The 22,324-nt window shown below is 36.4% G+C and carries 19 protein-coding genes and 1 pseudogene; 5 read left to right on the top strand and 15 right to left on the bottom strand.

All coding sequences use genetic code 11. The features are described from left to right. Positions 1 to 355 precede the first annotated feature (355 nt). From lysS to pth, 12 genes and pseudogenes are all read right to left on the bottom strand, one after another. Positions 356 to 1,819 (bottom strand): lysine--tRNA ligase, encoded by a 1,464-nt coding sequence (lysS, locus tag G7082_RS04570; protein WP_166036019.1) that lies wholly within the window; start codon positions 1,817 to 1,819, stop codon positions 356 to 358. A 132-nt stretch (positions 1,820 to 1,951) separates the two neighbouring features. Beyond that, positions 1,952 to 2,941: a tRNA dihydrouridine synthase DusB gene (gene dusB, locus G7082_RS04575; RefSeq protein WP_166034026.1), complete on the bottom strand. Its 990-nt coding sequence runs from the start codon at positions 2,939 to 2,941 to the stop codon at positions 1,952 to 1,954. A 15-nt stretch (positions 2,942 to 2,956) separates the two neighbouring features. Next, entirely contained in the window at positions 2,957 to 3,844 is an 888-nt protein-coding gene (gene hslO, locus G7082_RS04580) for an Hsp33 family molecular chaperone HslO (protein WP_166034027.1), read from the bottom strand. Positions 3,845 to 3,952: 108 nt separating this feature from the next. Then, positions 3,953 to 6,004 carry an ATP-dependent zinc metalloprotease FtsH gene (gene ftsH / locus G7082_RS04585; RefSeq protein ID WP_166034028.1) on the bottom strand — a complete coding sequence of 684 codons (2,052 nt, stop codon included), beginning with the start codon at positions 6,002 to 6,004 and terminating at the stop codon, positions 3,953 to 3,955. 79 nt (positions 6,005 to 6,083) lie between these two features. Further along, positions 6,084 to 6,629, bottom strand: a complete 546-nt coding sequence (gene hpt, locus G7082_RS04590) for a hypoxanthine phosphoribosyltransferase (protein WP_166034029.1) — start codon at positions 6,627 to 6,629, stop codon at positions 6,084 to 6,086. Between the two features lie 18 nt (positions 6,630 to 6,647). After that, complete coding sequence (gene tilS / locus G7082_RS04595; RefSeq protein ID WP_166034030.1) at positions 6,648 to 8,045, bottom strand: tRNA lysidine(34) synthetase TilS; 1,398 nt, start codon at positions 8,043 to 8,045, stop codon at positions 6,648 to 6,650. A 71-nt stretch (positions 8,046 to 8,116) separates the two neighbouring features. Further along, positions 8,117 to 8,608, bottom strand: a complete 492-nt coding sequence (locus G7082_RS04600; protein ID WP_166034031.1) for a S1 domain-containing RNA-binding protein — start codon at positions 8,606 to 8,608, stop codon at positions 8,117 to 8,119. Positions 8,609 to 8,649: 41 nt separating this feature from the next. Continuing rightward, positions 8,650 to 9,048, bottom strand: a complete 399-nt coding sequence (locus G7082_RS04605) for an FtsB family cell division protein (RefSeq protein ID WP_166034032.1) — start codon at positions 9,046 to 9,048, stop codon at positions 8,650 to 8,652. A gap of 71 nt (positions 9,049 to 9,119) precedes the next feature. Continuing rightward, on the bottom strand, positions 9,120 to 9,395 hold the full coding sequence (locus G7082_RS04610) for an RNA-binding S4 domain-containing protein (RefSeq protein WP_166034033.1): 276 nt from the start codon (positions 9,393 to 9,395) through the stop codon (positions 9,120 to 9,122). A gap of 14 nt (positions 9,396 to 9,409) precedes the next feature. Continuing rightward, on the bottom strand, positions 9,410 to 10,987 hold the full coding sequence (locus G7082_RS04615) for a putative polysaccharide biosynthesis protein (RefSeq protein ID WP_166034034.1): 1,578 nt from the start codon (positions 10,985 to 10,987) through the stop codon (positions 9,410 to 9,412). A gap of 9 nt (positions 10,988 to 10,996) precedes the next feature. Further along, positions 10,997 to 14,538: pseudogene (mfd, locus tag G7082_RS04620) on the bottom strand (transcription-repair coupling factor). Between the two features lie 15 nt (positions 14,539 to 14,553). After that, positions 14,554 to 15,123 (bottom strand): aminoacyl-tRNA hydrolase, encoded by a 570-nt coding sequence (pth, locus tag G7082_RS04625; RefSeq protein WP_166034035.1) that lies wholly within the window; start codon positions 15,121 to 15,123, stop codon positions 14,554 to 14,556. Positions 15,124 to 15,359: 236 nt separating this feature from the next. Between pth and G7082_RS04630 the strand changes: the two genes are divergently transcribed. The 4 genes from G7082_RS04630 (at position 15,360) to G7082_RS04645 (ending at position 19,749) form a co-directional block, all read left to right on the top strand. After that, complete coding sequence (locus G7082_RS04630; protein WP_166034036.1) at positions 15,360 to 16,331, top strand: L-lactate dehydrogenase; 972 nt, start codon at positions 15,360 to 15,362, stop codon at positions 16,329 to 16,331. Between the two features lie 222 nt (positions 16,332 to 16,553). Then, a complete protein-coding gene (locus tag G7082_RS04635) occupies positions 16,554 to 17,402 on the top strand; it encodes a polysaccharide deacetylase family protein (protein ID WP_166034037.1) in 849 nt (282 codons plus the stop codon). Between the two features lie 141 nt (positions 17,403 to 17,543). Further along, a complete protein-coding gene (locus G7082_RS04640; RefSeq protein ID WP_166034038.1) occupies positions 17,544 to 18,914 on the top strand; it encodes a L,D-transpeptidase family protein in 1,371 nt (456 codons plus the stop codon). A gap of 394 nt (positions 18,915 to 19,308) precedes the next feature. Beyond that, on the top strand, positions 19,309 to 19,749 hold the full coding sequence (locus tag G7082_RS04645) for a GNAT family N-acetyltransferase (protein ID WP_238842694.1): 441 nt from the start codon (positions 19,309 to 19,311) through the stop codon (positions 19,747 to 19,749). 30 nt (positions 19,750 to 19,779) lie between these two features. Here G7082_RS04645 and G7082_RS04650 read toward each other — a convergent pair whose 3' ends face one another. Both G7082_RS04650 and G7082_RS04655 read right to left on the bottom strand, forming a co-directional pair. Next, on the bottom strand, positions 19,780 to 20,496 hold the full coding sequence (locus G7082_RS04650; RefSeq protein ID WP_166034039.1) for a B3/B4 domain-containing protein: 717 nt from the start codon (positions 20,494 to 20,496) through the stop codon (positions 19,780 to 19,782). A gap of 111 nt (positions 20,497 to 20,607) precedes the next feature. After that, on the bottom strand, positions 20,608 to 20,994 hold the full coding sequence (locus G7082_RS04655) for a YxeA family protein (protein ID WP_166034040.1): 387 nt from the start codon (positions 20,992 to 20,994) through the stop codon (positions 20,608 to 20,610). Positions 20,995 to 21,170: 176 nt separating this feature from the next. Here G7082_RS04655 and G7082_RS04660 point away from each other — a divergent pair, with 176 nt between their 5' ends. After that, positions 21,171 to 21,761, top strand: a complete 591-nt coding sequence (locus G7082_RS04660) for a DJ-1/PfpI family protein (protein WP_166034041.1) — start codon at positions 21,171 to 21,173, stop codon at positions 21,759 to 21,761. Between the two features lies 1 nt (position 21,762). On the opposite strand, the gene G7082_RS04665 is transcribed toward G7082_RS04660, so the two are convergent. Beyond that, entirely contained in the window at positions 21,763 to 22,266 is a 504-nt protein-coding gene (locus G7082_RS04665) for a GNAT family N-acetyltransferase (RefSeq protein WP_202983132.1), read from the bottom strand. Between the last annotated feature and the right edge of the window lie 58 nt (positions 22,267 to 22,324).

Genomic DNA, 22,324 nt, shown 5'->3' on the forward strand with positions numbered 1-22,324 from the left:
GTTTGTCAACACTTTTTTTATTTTATTTTGTTATTTATTTTAAAAACTCTTTTAACAAGAATCTTTAGATATAAACAACGGTTGTATCTAACTGAAACAAAAACTATCTTTCGATTTGTTTTTTTATCTGTCTCAGCGACATGTATTAATATACCAAGTATTCATCGTTTCGTCAACACTTTTTTTATTTTATTTTACACAAACTTTAAATCGTTTTTTGTTTAAATAGTTCGTTTTTGACAACCTAAATCCCGTCGTTCTAACTTTTTTATTACCTGATGTCATTTTTAAACCAAAAACCCTTCAATAAAGCCCTTTCTTATTGAAAAAAAAAGGAGAAAAAATTCTCCTTTTTTTATCTCATTGTTGGGAATAACAGGACATCTCTGATTGATTGAGAGTTAGTTAACAGCATTACTAAGCGGTCAATCCCAATTCCTAAACCACCTGTTGGAGGCATTCCATACTCTAAAGCTTCGATAAAGTCTTCATCAATCCCTTGAGCTTCATCGTTTCCTAAATCTTTTTCTTTCATTTGCGCTTCAAAACGTTCTCTTTGATCGATTGGATCATTTAACTCTGTAAAGGCATTACCATATTCTTTTCCTACTATAAACACTTCAAAACGATCTGTGAAGCGATCATCTTCTGCATTTTTCTTAGCTAATGGTGAAATTGAAGTTGGATGTCCGTAAATGAATGTTGGTTGAATTAATGTTTCTTCTACATATTTCTCAAAGAATTCATTAACCACATGACCGTAATCCATATGCTCTCCTAATTCGATACCATGTTCTTTCGCGATAGCACGTGCTTCTTCGTCTGTCATTTCTTTCCAGAAATCAACGCCAGATTGCTCTTTGATGGCATCAACCATATGAATTCTCTTCCATGGACCTTCTAAGTTTACATCTAATTCGCCATACTTAATTTGTAATGTTCCTAAAACGTTTTGCGCAGCAGTCGTAATGATACCTTCTGTTAGGTTCATAATATCTTTGTAATCAGTATAAGCTGTATAAACTTCTAGCATCGTGAATTCTGGATTATGCGTTGTATCGATTCCTTCATTTCTAAAGACGCGACCGATTTCATACACTTTTTCCATACCACCAACGATTAATCGTTTTAAATGTAACTCTAAAGCAATACGTAAATATAATTCCATATCTAGGGCATTGTGATGAGTAATAAACGGACGAGCCGCTGCTCCACCTGCAATATTATGTAGAGTTGGTGTTTCTACTTCTAGATAGCCATTTGTATTTAAGTAATTGCGGACTTCACGAATAATTTCGCTACGTTTAACAAATTTATCAAAACTTTCGCGATTACTTGTTAAATCTAAGTAACGTTGGCGATATTTTTGCTCAACATTTGTTAAACCATGATATTTATCTGGTAATGGACGGAGTGCTTTTGTTAAGAATGTTAGCGTTGTTGGTTTGATTGTTACTTCACCCATGTCTGTCTTCATCACTTCACCAGTTACACCGATAAAGTCACCTAAGTCAGCTTGTTTGAATAAATCATACTCTTCTTCACCAACAGCATCTTTTCTGACGTAAATTTGGATTTGGCCTTCACGGTCTTGTAAATGGGCGAAGCCAACTTTACCTTTACCACGTTTAGTCATCATACGACCTGCTACTGTCGCTGTTAAACCTAATTCTTGTAATTCTTCTTTTGTATGTTTGTCATATGTTTCATGAAGTTCTTTTGAATTAGTAGTACGTTCAAAGCGAGTACCAAATGGATCTAATCCCTTTTCGCGTAACTCCGCCATTTTTTCTCTACGTACGATTAATTGATCATTCATCTCTTCATGACCTTGGATTTCTTTTGTCACGTTACTTCCTCCTATAGACTATTTTTTTGACAATCTGCTCCCTACTATAATGCCACAAAAAACGAAAAAAAGGCAAGTCAATTTGCCTTTTTGTCTGAATTATTAACATGCAAGTCCTTTTGCAATTAAATTTGCCACATACTCATCTAAAATATCGTTCATTTCTTGTTGCGTTTGCGCTTTATTGATTGCTAATTTTGCTTTAGCTGCTCTTGGTGCGCCTTTTAAATAATAGGCTGCATGTTGACGAAATTCTAGTGAAGCGATTTTCTCACCTTTTAATTTAACCAAGCGATCTAAATGGAGTTTCGCCGTAGCTATTTTTTCTGTAGGTGACGGCTCTTCTAATAACTCACCTGTTTCAAGGTAATGTTTCGTTCGGTAAATCATCCAAGGATTGCCTAAAGCAGCACGCCCAATCATCACACCATCACAACCGACATAATCCAGCATACGTTTAGCATCTTCTGGAGTTCTCACGTCTCCATTCCCCATAAAAGGAATCGTTAAATGTTGTTTCACTTCTTTTAAAACATCCCAGTTTGCTTTGCCTTCATACATTTGGACTCTTGTTCGACCATGCATCGCAACTGCTGAAGCACCTGCTGCTTGGGCAGCTTTCGCATTTTCGACTGCAAAGACATGCTCGTCATCCCAGCCGATACGCATTTTCACTGTCACAGGAATATTAACCGCACTTGAGACAGCTTCCACCATTTCATAAACTTTATTTGGATCAAGCAGCCATCTAGCTCCCGCTTCAGCCTTGATAATCTTACTTACAGGACATCCCATGTTAATATCAATAATATCTGCTGTTGTGTTAGCTTCTACAAATTGAGCTGCTTCGACTAAATTTTCTTTATTGCCACCGAATATTTGTAAACTTAACGGGTGCTCTTCTTCTTCGATATGTAACATATCTAATGTTTTCTTGTTTCTTTGTTGAATCCCTTTATCACTAATCATCTCGCAAACGACTAAGCCTGCGCCAAATTCTTTTACAGTTAATCTAAAGGCCGAATTACTAATACCAGCCATTGGAGCGACAACCACACGATTAGGTATTTCAACATTGCCTATTTTCCACACTAGTCGCGTTCCTCCTTATTTAATGGCTTCATCTCTTAAGACGGTTAATTCAGCTGCGTCATAATTGTATTTTTTACCACAGAAGTGACAAACAGCTTCTGCCCCTTCATCTTCTTCAATCATTTGCGTTAATTCACTTTCACCTAATGTGATGATTGCTGAAGCAAAACGTTCTTTGGAACAATCACAATGGAACTGAACAGGTGTTGTCTCTAAAATCTCAACATTTTCTTCACCTAATAAGCGTTCTAAGATTTTTTCTGGCGTTTCACCTTCATCTAGTAATGTAGATACTTGGGGAATATCCGCTAATCTTCTTTCGATTTCAACTAATGTTGCTTCGCTCGCTCCAGGCATCACTTGAATCATGAAACCACCCGCTGCTTTAACACAATCATCTGCTGTATTGTCGACTAAAACACTTAAACCGACTGCTGATGGTACTTGCTCTGAATTTGCTAAGTAATAAGTAAAATCTTCAGCAATTTCACCTGATACAATCGGTACTTGACCTGTAATAGCTTCTTTAAGTCCTAAATCTTTTACCACGCTGAAAGTTCCGTTTGTACCAACCGCACCACGTACGTCAATTTTTCCTAAAGCATTAGGCGCTAAATTAACTTCTGGGTTTTGAACGTACCCTTTAACATTTCCGTTACTGTCTGTATCCACAACAATTGCCCCTAGAGGTCCGTCTGCTTGAATTTTCACTGTTAGTTTCTCATCGTTTTTGTGCATCGCACCAAGAAGCAGAGTTCCTGTTAATGTACGACCTAAAGCTGCGGTTGCCGCGCGCCAAGTATCATGTAATTCTTGGGCTTCTGTTACGACACCTGTTGTTCTAACTGCCATCGCACGAATCTCGCCATTAAAAGCCAATGCTTTTACTAAATAATCTGTCATATCCATTCTTCCTTTACTTTATATAAGTCTTTCTACAATAGAAAAGTGGGCTACACTTTCGTATATCCCACTTATCATAACTTATTTAATTAAATCTTCAAAACGATTTTACTTATCTTCTGGCTCCATCACTTCACCATCTGGTAAGCCTTGTGACTCTTTAGATTCTTCCTGTTGCTTGTCAGCGTCTTTTCTTTCTAACGCTTCTTTGGCTTCTTCAAAAGAACCATCTTTTTCACTTGGAAATTCTTCAGATTGTTCTTTAGATGGCATCACACCGTCTTCAAACAATGAAGTAATTTCTTTTGCGTTTAACGTTTCAAACTCTAACAATGATTCAGCAATTAATTTATGTTGCTCACGGTGAGCTTCAATAATTTCAACAGCTTTAGCATGTCCACGTTTTAAGATACTGCGTACTTCCTCATCAATTTGGAAAGCCACTTGTTCTGAATAAGCTTTGGTTTGACCGTAGTCACGACCAACAAAGACTTGATGGTTTCCTTCATATTGAACAGGTCCAAGTAAATCACTCATACCGTACTCAGTAACCATTGAACGAGCTAAACTTGTTGCTTGTTCAAAGTCATTACTTGCTCCTGTTGATTGAACACCGAAGACGATTTCTTCAGCAACGCGTCCACCTAAAAGACCAACAATGCGTTCAAACATTTCATTTTTAGTGATTAAGAATTGATCTTCTTTAGGTAAAGAAATCATATAGCCACCAGCACGTCCACGAGGAACGATTGTTACTTTATGGACGATATTAGCATCATCTAGGACTAACCCACAGATTGTGTGTCCCGCTTCATGGTAAGCTACCATTTCACGTTGACGTTTACTAATCACTTTGTTTTTCTTAGCAGGACCAGCAATGACGCGGTCTTGCGCTTCATCAATATCCGTTGCATCGATTTTCTTCTTGTTACGACGAGCCGCTACTAATGCAGCCTCATTTAGAACGTTCTCTAAATCAGCACCTGCAAAACCTGGTGTTTGTTGCGCCACAACTTTTAAATCAACGTCATCTGCAAAAGGTTTGTTACGTGAGTGAACTTTTAAGATTTGCTCACGACCTTTAACATCTGGAACGCCAACTAAAATTTGACGGTCAAAACGACCTGGACGAAGTAACGCTGGATCGAGTACGTCAGAACGGTTAGTCGCTGCAATCACGATAACTCCTTCATTACCACCAAATCCATCCATCTCAACTAGTAATTGGTTAAGTGTTTGTTCACGCTCATCGTGTCCTCCACCCATACCAGCACCACGTTGACGACCGACTGCATCAATCTCATCAATAAAGATAATCGCTGGCGCTGTTTTCTTCGCATTTTCGAATAAATCACGAACACGACTTGCACCAACACCGACAAACATTTCAACAAAGTCAGAACCTGAAATTGAGAAGAATGGTACGCCAGCTTCTCCAGCTACTGCTTTAGCTAATAATGTTTTACCTGTCCCTGGAGGTCCCTCTAAGAGAACACCAGCAGGAATACGAGCGCCTAACTCAGCGAAACGACGAGGATCTTTTAAGAACTCAACCACTTCTACTAATTCTTGTTTTTCTTCTTCAGCACCAGCTACGTCAGAAAAACGAACCGTGATTGATTTTTTATCAGCTTCTTTTGTTTTTGTTTTACCAAAATTCATGACACGACCATTGCCGCCGCCTTGGCCACCTTGACCCATCATCATGTAAATCAAGAACACCATGAAGATTAATGGTAAGAAACTAAATAACAACTGAACCCAGATACCGCTACTTGATTGCTCTTTAATGTCAAATTTTGATTTTGAATCTCTTGCTGCTTTACTAATATCACTCATAGTTGAGTCATTAGGTAAGACAGTTGTTGTAAATTTTGTTGATTTGACTTTAGATTTACCAAATACCGGCAAGCCGCCTGCATCTGTTACTTTTTGTTCTTCGAAATATTCACCAGTTATTTTATAAACACCATTAGATGGTTGAACTGAGAATTCTTTAACTTTTTGATCTTTTAACTGCTCGTAAAATGTCGAATAATTAATGTTAGGGGATTGGTCTCCACCTTTTCCAAAGAAGAAATACACGATCATAATCATTGATAAGAAAACAATGATATAATAAAGTGAATTTTTCATCCCTGAATTCTTCTTATTATTCATACATGGCCTCCTTATATATTTAGTTTTAAGTTTTTAATTGCTAAGTGGCAATTATATCACAAAAAAAGACCTCGTGATATTAATTATTTTCATAAATCTCAGGTTTTAAAACACCGATATATGGTAAGTTACGGTAGTCTTCTGCGTAGTCTAAACCATAACCTACAACAAATTCATTAGGCACTTCAAAGCCAATGTAATCAGCTTCCATGTCTACAACACGGCCTTCTGGTTTATCAAGCATTGTTACGATTTTTACTGAAGCTGCTTTACGGTGTAATAATAAATCAACTAAATATCTTAAAGTACGACCGCTATCAATGATATCTTCAACAATAATAATATGACGTCCCTCAACAACTGTACTTAAATCTTTTAAAATACGAACTTCTCCTGAGGATACTGTCGCATTACCATAACTAGACACATCCATGAAATCCATTTCCATATGAATATTCATTGAACGAACTAGGTCAGCTAAAAATGGAACAGCGCCTTTTAAAACGCCAACTACAAGTGGATTTTTATCCGCATAATCATTACTAATTGCCGCACCTAAAACTTTTATGCGATCTTGGATTTGTTCTTGTGAATAAAATGTTTTTTCTATATCTCTTTCTAACATCAGGATCTCCTTCCAAACTTACTTGTCTTTTTTATAATAGTAGACAAGCTTATACTGTATTTTAGCAGTTTCATCTCGAATACTCAAATAACTTTCCCTAAAAGGAAGCAACCATTTAACAATATCTTCTTGGTCTTTAACCACCCAAGCCGAATCTCTTTTAGCAGTAGCTATTTTTTCGTCAATAAAGTAACGGGAAATTTTCTTTTTTTGCCCCTTCTCGTTCAATATCAAACGATCACCAGGCAGTCTTTTTCTAACAGTTATTGTCTCACTTAATAGTTCTGAAAAAGTCATCTCATGTTTGTCCCAAGAAGTAATTTCTTGTGGGATACAGTATTTATCTACCTCAAAAAAACCAAACCATTCTTCCTTAGATAAATATTTCCCTTCATTAAGTGACACGTTAAAAGAATCTTTGACCTCAGATGGCTTATTTTTTAAATAGATCAACGCCTGCTGATAGTCCTTCTTAAAATACCACTGCTCTTTAAGAGGATAATCAAAATTAGGACGCTCACTTAATAAATTTTGCCAGATTTGTTGTTGCTGTCTCCGACTTAAACTTACGTCCTTCTCTTTCTGAAAAGCCTCTGATAAATAATTTAAAATAAAATGTTGTTCTTTTGATGAATAACTCATGAATAATTCAACATCAATTTTAAACGCATTGCCTAAAAAACAAACACACGCCTCATATTTTGGACGAACCACTTCTTCAATAAGAGCTAAACTAATGTGTAAATCGTCTCTAAACCACAACAAATGTTCCTCAACACGCGAGTTTTCCGCCTTCAAATCAGGAATTATTTTAGTTCTCAAGCGGTTTCTCATATAGGTTAAATCCTTATTACTCTCATCCTCATAGTAGGGAATATCCCGCTCTATAGCATACTCATATAGCCAATCCTTTTTCTGCAAAAGTAAAGGACGGATGATTTCCCCATTCCCAAAGGCGCGAACCTGTTGAATCCCTGTTAAAGATTGCAGGCTATTTCCATTTAAAAGGCGCATTAAAATAGTTTCAACTTGATCATTTCTGTGGTGGGCTGTCACTAATTTATTAATCCCTTTTTTTCCCATGATCTCATGAAAAAAAAGATACCTTATATCTCTGGCTGCTTGTTCTATGTTACTGGTAATTTCTTTTCCCTCAGACCAAGTCGTTGTAAACACAGGAACCTGATGATTCAAGCAATATTGCATCACAAACGCTTCTTCTTCATCAGAAATTTCTCTTAATTGATGATTAATATGTGCCACATGGACCTTAGGACGGTATTCTGCTGGTAAATTTAGTAATAAATCAAGTAGAACCATTGAATCTACCCCACCAGAAACACCTACTAGTATTTTTTCTTCCTTTTTCCACCACTGATTTTCTTTTACCTCTTTAAGTAGTTTCTTTTCTAACATCTTTCCACATCCTTTAACCCCTTAAGAGTATTAAAAATAAAAAGACTGACAATTAGTCAGTCTTTCTATTATTAACTACGTCGACCGCCACGGCCGCCACGTTTACCTTCAGTATTACGTTTAATAGAAGTTAATCTTTCATCGCTATCTTTTAAGAATGAGGTCATCAAGTTATCGAAGCCTTCTTTCTTTGGAGCTTGCGCTGCTGGTTTACGGCCATAGTTACTATTGTTGTTTGATCTCTCAGGTCGGTCAGAGCGATTGTAATTGTTATTTGGACGTTTAGAAAAATCTTTTTTAGGCGCACGTTCTCTAACAGGACGTTCCTCTTCGTTTGCACGTTTGATTGACAAACCAATCTTTCCATCGTCTCCAATAGACATTACTTTTACTTCTACTTCATCACCGACAGTTAAAACATCGTTGATGTCTTTTACAAAACTATTTGATACTTCACTAATGTGAACCAACCCTGTTTTGCCTTCTCCCAAATCAACGAATGCACCAAAATTGGTAATTCCTGAAACTTTTCCAGGTAATTTTACCCCTACTTCAATTGACATAAAAAATTATTTCCTCCTTGAGCCTTCAAAAATATTTATTATTATTTGTTACCACTAGTTTGGGTAGAGCTATTTAAATCCGGGATACTGTAAACTTGTTCTCCCTCTTTTGAGTAAAAATATTTTGCTCGAGCTATTTTCTCAACGTACTCAGTATCATTTAGTAAATCCACTTCACGTTTGAGATTTTTTTGGTCTTTTGCAACTGTTTTGTACTCTTTTTCTACTTGACCGCGACTTTCTTTTAAGGTCAACAAATGCTGGCTATTTCTAAAAAGATTAAAACCAATTAATGAAAACACTAAAAGGGCAGAAGCGAACATAATTCCTAATCTACGGCGTCTGAAAATCATCGTACGTTGGTCTTTTTGCATAGACTTCAAGCTCAGACCCTGACTTTTATCTTTACTGTATTCTAATAATTTACGGTCTTTCTTCATTCTTTCTAGAACTCCATTCTTTTAATTAAAGATGCCTATATTATACCAAGCCATGTTCTTAATGTCTAATGCTAATCTAAACTTTCGTAGCTTGTTTCTCGTGTTTCACTCACAATTTCATACAAATCTTTGGCTTCATCTTTTTTTGTTGTATCTTTTAAATCCAAAACACGAACTTCTAAGGTCTTATTACCAAATAAAATCTTGATTAAGTCCCCAACTTTAACAGATGTTGAAGATTTTGCAATTTGACCATTTACTTGAATACGTCCTTTATCTGCAATTTCCTTCGCAACTGTTCTTCTTTTAATAATTCGTGATACTTTTAAATATTTATCTAAACGCATATTTTTCACCTCATCTAATAAAAATAGTTGATAACTTTCTTTCCAAAGGGTAACATTTCCCATTCATTTTTGGTAAACAAACGACTTTGAATCACACACGCCATGTAAACCGAAAAACCGATGACTACACCAATCAGAGTCATCATCAAACTAGCAAATCTGCCGTACTCTGACCAATTCATCTGCTCAAGAACAAAACGATAACATAATAAAATACCGCTCATTAGACTTAAGCTGATGATTAACTTACTAATGTATTCCTTGGATAATTTAATCTTGTTTTGTTGCCTAATTAAATACTGATGCATGACAAGAAAACAAACACCAAGACCTAGTATAGTACTAATACTAGCACCTTCTGTGTTGAAATAATAGGTTAATGTGGGCGTAAAAATAATTTTTGTAAACAAGCCCAGTAATGCTGCCACAAATTGATAACGCATCAAGCTTTGACTTTGATAAATAGTTTGATAACTCTGAATCATAGAAACAAAGAAAATTGAAAACATGAATAAAACCAGGGTCATCTCACCACTGTTGTCACTAAATAACGCTTTATTAGTATAAGGTAAAACTAAGGCTAACCCTACAGAAGCCGCACTGGCGATTGCTGCTGAAACTTTCAAGTAAGATTGAACCGTTTCTTGGTACTTTTGATGTTGGCGCGTGACATAATATTTAGTCAATGTTGGTAGGAATGTGGCTGTCATACTAATCGCTACAACCAATCCTAGCTGAACTAAAGGTTGCCCTCGGTCAAAAATACCTTTAGCAATCTTTGCACTGGTTTCATCAAACCCGTTAAATACTAAGTACTGCTTCACCGTAAATGAGTCTACTAACTGAAAAATGACGAGATACGCACTAAAAAAACAAAGTGTGCCGCCCTCTATAATCAACCGTTTTGAAAAATGTTTAAACCCTGCTAACTCTCGTCTTGCGAGTTTCGGGGCACTTTTATTTTTCCTTCCATAGCTAAATAGAATAAGTAGGGCGCTTAGTCCACCCACTAAAGCCCCAGCCGTTGCGATTGTTCCCATTTTATAAACAGACCAGTCATTCACTAGAAATAGATAGCCGGCAGCTAAAATGACAATGACCCGACTTCCTTGTTCTACTAATTGAGAAAAAGCTGTCGGTTTCATCTCCATCTTCCCTTGATAAAAACCTCGATAGGTCGACAAAAAGGGCACTAACAGAAACATAAAGGAGACCATTCGAATTAACGGCGCTAATTCCGTGTCACCCATAGCATGAGATAAAAGATACGATCCAAAGTATAAAATGACAAAGCCAACGATGGATAATAGACTCACAATCAAGAAGAAATAATCAACCACTTTGGTTTGCTCTTCCTTCGTTTCTTTTGCTGCTAGTAATTTAGACAGATACACAGGTAAACCAGATAAAGACAAGGTCATGGCAATCCCGTAAATTGGATACACTTGTTGATACACATAGAATCCTTCGTCTCCAACTAAATTTTGAAAAGGGACTCGGTAGACCGCACTTAATATTTTAACAATAAAAGAAGTCACTACAAGGACAACAGCGCCTTGCATCATGCTTTTTTCGATTGTTTTATCTTCCATAAGATCCACCTATTCGCTATCTTTCTTCTCTTTTTTTACGTATTTTTCTTTTCTTAAGGCCGCAATAAATTGAGATAACTCTTGTAACCAAACCACTTCAGACATCTGTTTATTTAATTTTAATTCCACAATTAATTTTTCGTCAGAATTAAGTTCTGCTTTAAGAGTTGTTGCTGATAAAGCTTTAAAAATTTGTTCAATATTATAAGCGTGTGTACCTTCTTTAGATAAACAAACCTGAACAGACATCTGATTCTTTTTAATTTTTTCAACTAAAGCAAAATCACTATTCATCTTAATTAGACCCACTGTTAGAAGATTGGCTACTTGATCAGGATACTCACCAAAGCGGTCCAATAAATCAGCTTCCAATTCATCAAACATCTCTTGATTATCCAGTTGTCTAATTCGTTTATAGATTTCGATTTTTTGGCGTTCATCTTCTATATAATCAGTTGGGATGTACGCATCAATACTTAAATCAATCTCGGTCACTGTCTTGATATCTTTACTTTCTGTTCCTTGTTTACGGTTCACTGCTTCCGTTAACATTTGGGTATACATATCAAAACCAACTGAATCAATAAACCCATGTTGTTGTGAGCCTAAGAGATTACCTGCTCCACGAATAGATAAATCCCGCATAGCAATTTTAAATCCTGACCCAAGTTCCGTAAAATCTTTAATCGCTTGAAGCCTTTTTTCACTAATTTCATTCAATATTTTTTGAGGCTCATACATAAAGTAAGCATAGGCCACTCGGTTACTACGACCGACACGACCTCTTAATTGGTACAACTGAGATAAGCCCATATGATCCGCATTTTCAACAAATAAGGTATTCACATTAGGAATATCCACCCCAGTTTCAATGATTGTCGTTGTCACTAAAATATCGTAATCCCCATTGATAAATTCCATTAAGACATTTTCAAGTTGAACTTCTGTCATTTGACCATGAGCGTAACTGATTCTCGCATCTGGTACTAACGCACGGAGCTCTTCGACTTTTTGTTCAATCGTATCCACTCGGTTGTACAGATAAAATATCTGCCCCCACGAGCAATTTCTCGCTCGCAAGCTTCTCTAATCGCACCTGGATTTTTCTCCATAACATAGGTTTGAACAGGGTAACGGTTAGCCGGTGGTGTTTCGATAACTGATAAATCACGCACACCTAACATGGACATATGCAAAGTTCTTGGAATCGGTGTGGCTGTTAGAGTTAACACATCTACTTGAGATTTTAATTGTTTCAGGCGTTCTTTATGTTTCACCCCAAAACGTTGTTCCTCATCCACAATCAATAAGCCAATATCCATAAATTCAATGTCTTTTGATAAAATACGGTGGGTTCCAACGACTATATCAATCTGTCCTTTTTTCAATTTATCCGCCGTTTCATTTTGTTGTTTTTTGGTTCTAAAACGGCTCATCAAGCCAACGTTTACAGGAAAATTAGCGAAACGATCGCGCATGGTTTCATAATGCTGTTGGGCTAAAATGGTTGTCGGCACTAAAATCGCTACTTGCTTACCATCTCGAACTGCTTTAAACGCCGCTCTAATAGCCACTTCCGTTTTACCATAACCCACATCTCCCACAAGTAGTCGGTCCATTGGGCGCTCTTTTTCCATATCTTGCTTAATTTCTTGAATACTTCTTAGTTGATCATCTGTTTCTGAATACGGGAAATTCCCTTCAAATTCCATTTGATAATCATCATCTGGCGCAAAAGCATAGCCTTTTTGCGCTTCACGTTCAGCGTATAACTGAATTAAATCATCCGCAATGTCTTCAACTTTAGCCGACACCTTGCTTTTAGTTTTAACCCATTCACTACCACCTAATTTATTGACTCGTGGTGTTTTAGACTCTGACGCCACATATTTTTGAATTAAATCAAGTTGTGTGACTGGGATAAATAGCTTGTCATTATTTTTATATAGGATGGTCATGTAATCTTGATGGACACCGCCACTAAGCAAGGTTTCCATCCCGATATATTTACCAATCCCGTGATTAGCGTGAACCACGTAATCCCCAGGTTTTAATTCATTGTAGCTTTTCAGACGCTCCGCATTAGAGATAGTTTGCTTTCTAGCTCTTTTTTTCGTTTGGGTATGTAAAATCTCTTTTTCGACTAATACCACTAACTTTTCTTCAGGAAGTTCAAATCCTGACGCAAGAGACCCTGTTTGAATTTGAATTGTTTCAGGGAGTAGTTTATTACTATTATTCACAACTGCTGAGATTTCAAAGTCCATGAGTAAGGCTTCCACTTTTTGCGTTCTTTCTTCGTTTTCAGCAAAAATAACCACACTTTGTTTTTGTTTTTTCCAACGATCCATTTCCGTTTTTAATAATGGCATTTGTCCAAAGAATTGTTGCATTGTGCGGTATTCAAAAGGATGGATACTTGAAAAACGTAAATTTCCCATACCTTTTTGGAATAAAGAAAAATAAGTCTTCCCTTGTTTAGCGTCTTTTAAAATCCCTCTAAAATCCCCACCTAAAGTATCTTCTTCAAAGAAAACACCTTCTTCTAGTTTAAGCGTGATCCATTCCCCTTCTTCTCTGAGAATTTCTCGTTCACTTTCAACCATTCGGCTATAATCATCCACCATAATAAAATCTGATGGTTTCAAATAATTCGTTAAATAGTGTTTTTTATCAAATAATAAATCACCATAGATTTTAACTTCCTCTGTAGGATGTCCTTGACTCCACTCACTGATAATCGTCTCAAAATAAGCAGCGACTTGTTGTTTTTCTTCACTTGGTGCCATTAAGGAAAGCTTTGTCTCCATTAAGGCCTGCATCTTTCCCGCCCCTTGAACGAGTTGCTCTTTTGTTACAGGGGTATCCATGGCAGGAGATATCATGATTTGATCAATCTCTTCCATTGAACGCTGTGTCTCTGCATCAAACAAACGCAATGATTCGATTTCATCATCAAATAAATCGACCCTAACTGGATAGTCACTTGTTAAAGGATAGATATCAATGATACTTCCTCTAATACTAAACTCACCAGGTTTGCCAATCATTTGTTGTCGCTCATAGCCTAATAAAACGAGGGTTTCTGGAAGGGTTGCTAAATCAACAACTCCCTCTTTTTCAAGCAGTATTGTTTGTTCTTTCCAGACTTTTGGATTGGGTAAGAACCGTCTTAAGCCCGCTAAAGGAGTCACAATGATCCCTGGGTTATTACTAGCTAAAAAATTTAAGGCATTGATTCTATCAGATAGGGCTTCTGGTGAAGAGAATGACATCTCAACCGCCGTCACCTCGTCCACTGGAAAGAAATGTAGATATTTTTCTTCTATTATATGTTGTAAATCATCTACTAATTTATTAGCGTAGTACAAATTAGGTGTGACTACTAACACTTTTTTCTTCTTAGCAAGTAATGTCGCAATGGTTAATGATTTGGCAGAACCGGCTAATCCCGTTATCAACTGTGATGACTCTTTAACAAGTTGTTCTTGCCATGCTTTTATTTTTTCACTTTGATTGAGACGACTTACTAATGCTTTATTTAAATACATCGTCTACCTTCTTTCTTATTTTTTTGAATTGTAATGGTTCATCGTATTCACAAAGTCATGACCACTCGCCCAATAATTGGCAGCTTCTGCCGAATCTTGAACGGCTTTCAACATGTCCTCGTGTGTATTTTTTGGAAACGTACTCAAAACATAAGTCACGACTTCTTGCCCACTTCTCGGACGATCAATCCCGACTTTAATTCGGTTAAACTCTTGTGTTCCAAGATGAGAAATTAAACTCTTAATTCCGTTATGTCCGCCAGCACTCCCCTTTTGGCGCAAACGAATGCGACCGATTGGTAAGTCTAAATCATCATAGATAACTAAAAGATCCTCTTCTGAAATATTGTAATACGTCATAAGCGGACGAACTGAGCGTCCTGATTCGTTCATAAAAGTTTGAGGTTTCGCTAAAATAATTTTTTCACCGTTAATGAAAAACTCTGCAATATCTGCCTCAAATTGATGTTTGTTAAAGGTTACTTTTTCTTGAAAGGCAATCTCATCTAATGTGATAAAGCCTATATTATGTTTTGTTCCACGATATTTACTACCTGGATTACCTAAACCAACGATTAATTTCATGGTTATTTCCTCCATTTATTTATTGATATATAGTTAACAAGAAAATATCCGCACACGTGTAAGTGCCCAGATTCTCACTAATTATACCATAATTCCTCCATAACCCTATCAATATTGACTAATATTTAAACTCTTGTTCCCATATTGTGTTTTTTCACAAAGCTTTCAAAATGACATTCATTTTTTTGAATGTTATAATTGACACCAAATAAGAGCTATACAAAGGAGATTTTTGTATGACAAACCATGTATCATCTCATCAAAAAATTATTGTTATTGGTAATGGCGCAGTTGGTTCAAGCTATACCTTTGCCCTAGTAACTCAAAATATTGCCCAAGAAATCGGTATTATTGATATTGATACCAACAAAGCTGAGGGAGACGCGATTGATTTATCTCACGCCCTTGCTTTCACGTCACCTAAAAAAATCTATGCCGCAAACTACTCAGATTGTCATAATGCTGATATCGTTGTGATAACTGCGGGTGCTGCACAAAAGCCAGGTGAAACTCGTCTTGATTTAGTTAATAAGAACCTAAAAATCTTCCAAAACATTGTGAAAAGTGTGGTTGACTCAGGTTTTAATGGGATTTTCTTAGTTGCTACAAATCCTGTTGATATCCTAACTTATGCCACATGGAAATTCTCAGGGTTCCCACAACATAAAGTCATTGGTAGTGGAACTTCTCTTGATTCAGCTCGTTATCGTCAAGCAATCGCTGAACTTGTTGGCGTTGATGCTAGAAATGTTCATGGTTATATTTTAGGAGAGCACGGAGACACGGAATTTCCTGTTTGGTCTCACGCTAATATTGCTGGCTTACAAATTTATGAATGGATTAAGGATCATCCAAACGTAGACGAAGAAGAACTGGTTAATTTATTCTTCAAAGTAAGAGATGCAGCTTACACGATTATCGAGAAAAAAGGCGCAACTTTCTATGGAATCGCCGTTTCTCTCGCTCGAATTACTAAAGCCATTTTAAATGATGAAAATGCTGTTTTACCACTTTCTGTTTATTTAGATGGTCATTACGGCTTAAACGATATCTTTATTGGTGCACCAGCTGTTGTTAACCGTTCAGGTATTCATGATGTCATTGAGATTCCTTTAACGGATGCTGAACAAGAAAAATTTGACTATTCAGCTAAAAAATTAAAAGAAATCATGGATGATGCTTTTAAACAATTAGATGAAACAAAATAATTATCTAGAAGTTAACGATTTTTGTTAACTTCTTTTTTATTCCTCCTTTTTTAGTAAATATCGGCGCAAAAAAAGGATCTTTAACCTCTGTCACTCGGGTAAAAATAGCCTGAAATCACAAAATCAACTAACTAATAGTCATTGAAAAAAAAAGCTATCTCCGTTAGAATTGAAAACGTGTAAATTTTCAAAGAAATCGTTCGATTTAGGTAGGAGGGGCCTATGAAAAAATATATAAAATACTTAATCGCCTTTTTAGTAATAGAAACAAGCTTAGTCGGTGCTTTTATCTGGAAAACATTTGCTGATGAAGCTGAACAACAACAAGAAAAACAAGTTTCTCTAGCTACTTCAAAGAGTTCTGAAAAACAAACGACTGAAACATCCAGCACCACACAAATAAGTGAGACTCAAACAACTGAAACTGAATCAACTAAAGAAGAACAGCCTAAAGAAGTTGTCAATGAGCGCTCCATTGCCCTAACTTTTGACGATGGACCAAAACGAGAAACAACCAGTCAATTACTCGACATCCTTAGTCAAAAAGGCATTAAAGCAACATTCTTTATTCTTGGTCAAAATATGGCTGGTAATGAAGATTTATTGAAACGTATGAAAGATGAAGGTCATGTGATTGGTAGTCATTCCATGTACCATCACAACTTAAGTCAAATGAATGAACAAACATTAAAACAAGATGTTAACGATATGGATCAAAAAGCTAAGGCGCTCTTCAAAGAACCTTTTAAATATATTCGTCCGCCTTATGGTGCTGCGAATGCCTTAGTGGCTAAAGTGGCTAATCGCCCCTTAATTGAGTGGTCAGTGGATTCAAAAGACTGGTCAAGTAAAAATACGCAAATGATTATCAATCAAGTCACACAAACAACTGGTCCTGGTTCAATTATTTTGATGCATGATATTTACCCTGAAACAATTAGCGCTGTCCCGGCTATCATCGACAATTTAACCCAACAAGGATATAACTTTGTAACCGTAGACGGACTACTGAACCAACCAAAAGAAGCCCTAAATTATTTCGGAACGAATGATTCCAGAGCTGTTAATTAATATAAAAGATTGTGGTTAACTCCTCAATCTTTTTTTATTTACTTATTTCTTAATACTTTATGAACACAAGCAAATCTGCTTGTATTTATTTGCCTATATGTTACAATATTGTTACAAAAAAAGTAGTAAGGGAGTTCTTACATGAGCAAGAAAAAATGGCTATTGGTTCCTCTAGTGCTAGTTCTAGTCCTTGTTATCGGCTATTGCTATCAATCCATTCGTTTCCAAAATCAATTTTTACCTAAAACAACTGTTGGTAATACTGATATTAGTGGACTATCTGAAAAGGATGCCAAAGCAAAATTACAACAAAGTGTTGATGCTGAAAGTTTCAAAGTCCTAAACGATGGTAAAGAGTGGAAAGTCATTCCTAAGAAAGATTTAGGGATGGAATACGACTTGGATCAAACGGTTTCTAAAGCCATGAGTAACCAAAACGCTTGGCTGTGGTTTATGTCTTACTTTAAGACACCAGAAAAAGGTGAATTAATCTCTAAAGGTTATAACCAAAAAGCGGTAGATACAGCCCTAACAGCTGTTCATAAAGAACTTGAAACCTTTAACAAGTCAAGAACAAAAACAACGAACGCATCTGTCGAACACAAAGACGGCAAGTTCCAAATTATTCCTGAAGTTCAAGGAGATTCAATTGATGAAAAAGCCTTTATCGCCGCTGCAAAAGCTGATTTAACAAAAGGTGCGGCTGAAATTGAATTAACGAAATACATTGCTAAACCAACGATTCTTTCAACGGATGAATCATTGAAAAAAGAAATGGATACGATCAACCAGATCGCTGAAATTAATGCGTCATATAGCATTAACGGACAAGATGTGGCGATTCCAAAAGACAAGATTGCTTCTTGGGTGATTTACGAAGATGGTAAAATCAATTTAAAACAAGATGAGGTTAGAAAATACGTAGAAGAGTTAGGTGCGACTTATAACACAAGTACCAATGCTTCTAAGTTCAAAAGTACTAAACGTGGTGAAGTCTCTGTGCCTGCAGGTGCTTTGAGTTGGACCATCGCAACAGATAGTGAAGTGGAAGGATTAACTGAAGCTATTCTAGCTGGAAAAGACTTCAGCGGACGCGTACCTGCTGCTGTTGGTAGTGGCACTCCTGGTGGCACTTTGATCGGAAACACATATATTGAAGTCGACCTACAAGCCCAACATATGTGGTACTATAAAGATGGCGCTGTAGCTCTTGAAACACCCGTTATCACTGGTAAACCAAGTACACCAACACCACCTGGCGTGTTCTATGTTTGGAATAAACAAAAAGATCAAATCTTACGTGGTGGTGAAGTTCCAAGTCCTGTTGATTTTTGGATGCCAATTGATTGGACTGGTGTTGGTATTCATGATTCATCATGGCAAAATCCTGATGCCTATGGTGGCGACTCTCATTTAACAGTCGGTTCTCATGGATGTATTAACACACCTCCAAGTGTCTGTGCCAAATTATATGACATGATTGATGTTGGTGTTCCTGTTATAGTCTTTTAGTATAAACTGGTCAAAAAGGCGCTTGGCTCTGAGCAACTACAAAATCTTTCGACTCAAGACCAAAAGAGGTTTGACGTAATGGAGGCTGCTGAAAAAGTCCCGATTTTCAATTAAGAAAATCGGGACTTTTATTTTTCTACCACATTACTACTATTTACATCTTGAAATAGGTACTCCATTCTCCACAAACCGTCGTTTTCAGTCTAGTATTTTAGGATTCAGAAATCCACTAATTTGAATCTTTGTTATTTTACTATTTTTTCAGCAGCTTCACGTAACGTCAGCCTCTTTTTTAATACTATGGAGGGCTCATCATGAAAAATAAATGGCTAGAAACAGATCGGTTAATTCTTTCTAATTGGTCAAAAGAAGATTTCCCCTTAGCATTTAAGCTTTGGGGAACACAGAGGTCACACGATTTATTGCTAAAGATGGTATCTTTTCAACTGAAGATATTGAAAAGCGGTTAGCATTAGAAATGGCAAACTGGAAAAAACATCACTTACAATATGCGCCTATTTTTACGAAGGAAGATGCTATCTTTATTGGTTGTGCTGGGTTGCGACCTTACGAAGAAAACACTTTAGAAATCGGTTTTCATCTCTTACCAAACGTTTGGGGTAAAGGCTACGGAAAAGAAATTGCTTTAGAAGTGATTGCTTATGCTAAAACTCTAGAAAATATTGATTATTTATTTGCCGGCCATCATCCAGAGAATACAGAATCTGAGGGTTTATTACTAAAATTAGGATTTATTCCTATTGAACCTATTTATTATGAACCAACAGGATTATTTCATCCTTCTTATAGACTAAATTTAAAAAGAGATAGCTAATCAAAATGTTGACTAGCTATCTCTTTTGTATTACTCACTAATAATAATGGTAGGTTGATTTTTGTTTACTGTGTACAATTTAGGGGCTACTTTTAAATACGTTTCAACCAATTCTTTCAGCTCTTCTATCGCCAAATCACTGCGCTCTTTTTGATGTGCATTGATTGACTCAATCACTAAAATCGCCTGAGTTGTACTTTCTGTTAACATGGTGCGCTGTGCTTCACGCCAGTTCATCGAACGACAAATTGCCCCTTCATCATCTGCATAAATGATTTCTTCTGGTAAGGCTGGTGAATCTTCTTCTGCGCCTAATGGTAAAAAGGATTCACCTCCTGTTGCTTTTTTTAATTTCAAATCACCCATGATTGACTCAATATCTTCACCACCACAAGGCACAGCATATTTTAAAGAAACGCTATTGTAGATATCAACTAATGGATTAATCGGCATAAATACTCGGTCTTGATGCACTCGTTTAAGTAAAGCTTCAATTGAAGATCGGGCACCTTTTTTCGTTTTAAATTGACGGAAAGCTTCTCGCCATTCAGCAATCACTTGATTATCTGTAAAGTTCTCTTCTGATAAATGTTTTTTCGCTCCTAAAGCGCCTTCTGCTAATAAAGACAAGTAAGCAGCGTCCTCTGTCTCACCTACTCGGTTATCTATTCCCTCTAAAACTAGCACATTAAATTGAGCCTCTTCAAACACTTCAAAAAAACTTGGTTCTACTGTAAATTTTTTCATTGTTTCAATCCTCTCTATTTTTACTTGGTTTCTTTATTATATCCCTCAATGAGTTAATTTGCGAGAATACAAAAAAGAGAATGGCATAGCATTCTCTACATTTACTTCATATTATAATTTATCTACAACATTTTTAGGGACATCTTCTTTTTTTACTTCTTCCCACGTTTCTACAAATCTACCCTTCGTATCTAACTTAAGGATGGCATTCTCTCTTAGTTCACCAGGAGCATAAAAGGTTAAATCATAGCTTTTTCCACTTTCATTGATTGCCTTTTGTGTATATAAATAGCCACCTGGCTCTTGTTTTGTTCCGTATTTACTATTCGTCACCACATATGATGGTTCCTTTTTAATCGTTACATTAAAGCGATCAAAAACTTGGCCTAAATCATTATTTTGAGTTGAAACCTGTCCTTCTGTTAATTTCGATCCTAAAATCGGTCCTCCTACGACAATTCCGCCAACTAATACTAAACCAAAAATAAATTTTTTCATTTCAAATTCCCCGTTCTTTATCTCTATTTGATAAACCTATTATAACGAGGTTTCTAGCTACTTTAAAAAGGCGGCAGACGGATTTTCATTCCGACTTTGGGCGTAAAAAAACTAGACATGCGAACGAACGTTCTGATATAATGCAAGAATAGCTTTAATTACAGGAGGTCATTATAATGAAAAAAGTAGGTTTTATTTTACTAGATCAATACGCTGATTGGGAAGGTAGTTATCTTTCTAGTATGCTAGCTCAAGAAGGGTGGGCAATTTCAACTTTATCCATCCAAGAAAAAGTCACTTCTATTGGTGGTTTTACTACTCAAGTAGACACATTAATTACTAAGGAAAATCCGATGAATGATTTTGACTTACTTGTTTTAATTGGAGGTAACTCTTGGCATCTTGATTACCCAGAAATCACTCAATTACTGACTCGCTATATTGCTCATAAAAAACCAGTCGCAGCTATTTGTGGTGCGGTGGATTATCTAGCAAGAAACGGTTTATTAACTCACTTTAACCATACAGGTAACGCACAATTCTTCTGGAACGACTTTGAAAATTACCTGAACAAGGAGCAATTTTTAGAACAACAAGCTGTTTTAGATAAAACACTGGTCACTGCAAACGGAACAGCCGCTCTTGATTTCACTGAACTTACTTTAGAGATGATTGGTTTCACTCAAGAAGAGGCTCAGAAAAAAGTTGATATGTTCCGTTTGGGATATTATGCTTTTTGTGAGAAATATGGAAATCCTTATCTTTAAATCACACCAATTTTTTAGAAAAATACAACACTAAATCGTCGTTATTGAGGCAGCTTTCTCCCCTCTGTAATTGACGATTTTCGTACCAAATACCTGAACCATCTGGCACATAACCATTTTTAATATAAAGACGTTGAGCAGCACCGTACCCTGAATGAAGTCCAACACCAATCGTCAAAATATCAGTAGAAAAACTCACTTCATAAGCAGCCCGTTTGATTAATTTTTGCCCGATACTCTTTCTTTGAAATCTCTCAAAAACATTAAAATCAACAATTTCTGGGTAAAGATCTTTAAAAGGACCTTGCTTGGATTTTGAAACAATCGTTAAATAGCCCGCCACTTGATTATCAAGTTCGGCAACTAACACTTGGCGCTTGCCTTTTTCTTGCTCACGTAAATAGTTTTCTAAAATTTCAGTTCGAGCTTCCCATTCCTGTCTGATAAATCCCTGATTAATGGCTAATATATCTGACTTTTTCATCTTTCGAATAACTAATTCCACACTGCTTCCCCCTCATCTTTGTTATGATATCTCTAGTTTATCACAATGATGAGAGTTG

Source organism: Vagococcus hydrophili (genome assembly GCF_011304195.1).
GTDB lineage: Bacteria > Bacillota > Bacilli > Lactobacillales > Vagococcaceae > Vagococcus > Vagococcus hydrophili.

Bases quoted from the DNA above. Each gene is read 5' to 3' on its own strand.
- lysS (WP_166036019.1), bottom strand. From the start codon at position 1,819: ATGAATGATCAATTAATCGTACGTAGAGAAAAAATGGCGGAGTTACGC.
- hslO (WP_166034027.1), bottom strand. From the start codon at position 3,844: ATGACAGATTATTTAGTAAAAGCATTGGCTTTTAATGGCGAGATTCGT.
- ftsH (WP_166034028.1), bottom strand. From the start codon at position 6,004: ATGAATAATAAGAAGAATTCAGGGATGAAAAATTCACTTTATTATATC.
- hpt (WP_166034029.1), bottom strand. From the start codon at position 6,629: ATGTTAGAAAGAGATATAGAAAAAACATTTTATTCACAAGAACAAATC.
- tilS (WP_166034030.1), bottom strand. From the start codon at position 8,045: ATGTTAGAAAAGAAACTACTTAAAGAGGTAAAAGAAAATCAGTGGTGG.
- G7082_RS04600 (WP_166034031.1), bottom strand. From the start codon at position 8,608: ATGTCAATTGAAGTAGGGGTAAAATTACCTGGAAAAGTTTCAGGAATT.
- G7082_RS04605 (WP_166034032.1), bottom strand. From the start codon at position 9,048: ATGAAGAAAGACCGTAAATTATTAGAATACAGTAAAGATAAAAGTCAG.
- G7082_RS04610 (WP_166034033.1), bottom strand. From the start codon at position 9,395: ATGCGTTTAGATAAATATTTAAAAGTATCACGAATTATTAAAAGAAGA.
- G7082_RS04615 (WP_166034034.1), bottom strand. From the start codon at position 10,987: ATGGAAGATAAAACAATCGAAAAAAGCATGATGCAAGGCGCTGTTGTC.
- pth (WP_166034035.1), bottom strand. From the start codon at position 15,123: ATGAAATTAATCGTTGGTTTAGGTAATCCAGGTAGTAAATATCGTGGA.
- G7082_RS04630 (WP_166034036.1), top strand. From the start codon at position 15,360: ATGACAAACCATGTATCATCTCATCAAAAAATTATTGTTATTGGTAAT.
- G7082_RS04635 (WP_166034037.1), top strand. From the start codon at position 16,554: ATGAAAAAATATATAAAATACTTAATCGCCTTTTTAGTAATAGAAACA.
- G7082_RS04640 (WP_166034038.1), top strand. From the start codon at position 17,544: ATGAGCAAGAAAAAATGGCTATTGGTTCCTCTAGTGCTAGTTCTAGTC.
- G7082_RS04650 (WP_166034039.1), bottom strand. From the start codon at position 20,496: ATGAAAAAATTTACAGTAGAACCAAGTTTTTTTGAAGTGTTTGAAGAG.
- G7082_RS04655 (WP_166034040.1), bottom strand. From the start codon at position 20,994: ATGAAAAAATTTATTTTTGGTTTAGTATTAGTTGGCGGAATTGTCGTA.
- G7082_RS04660 (WP_166034041.1), top strand. From the start codon at position 21,171: ATGAAAAAAGTAGGTTTTATTTTACTAGATCAATACGCTGATTGGGAA.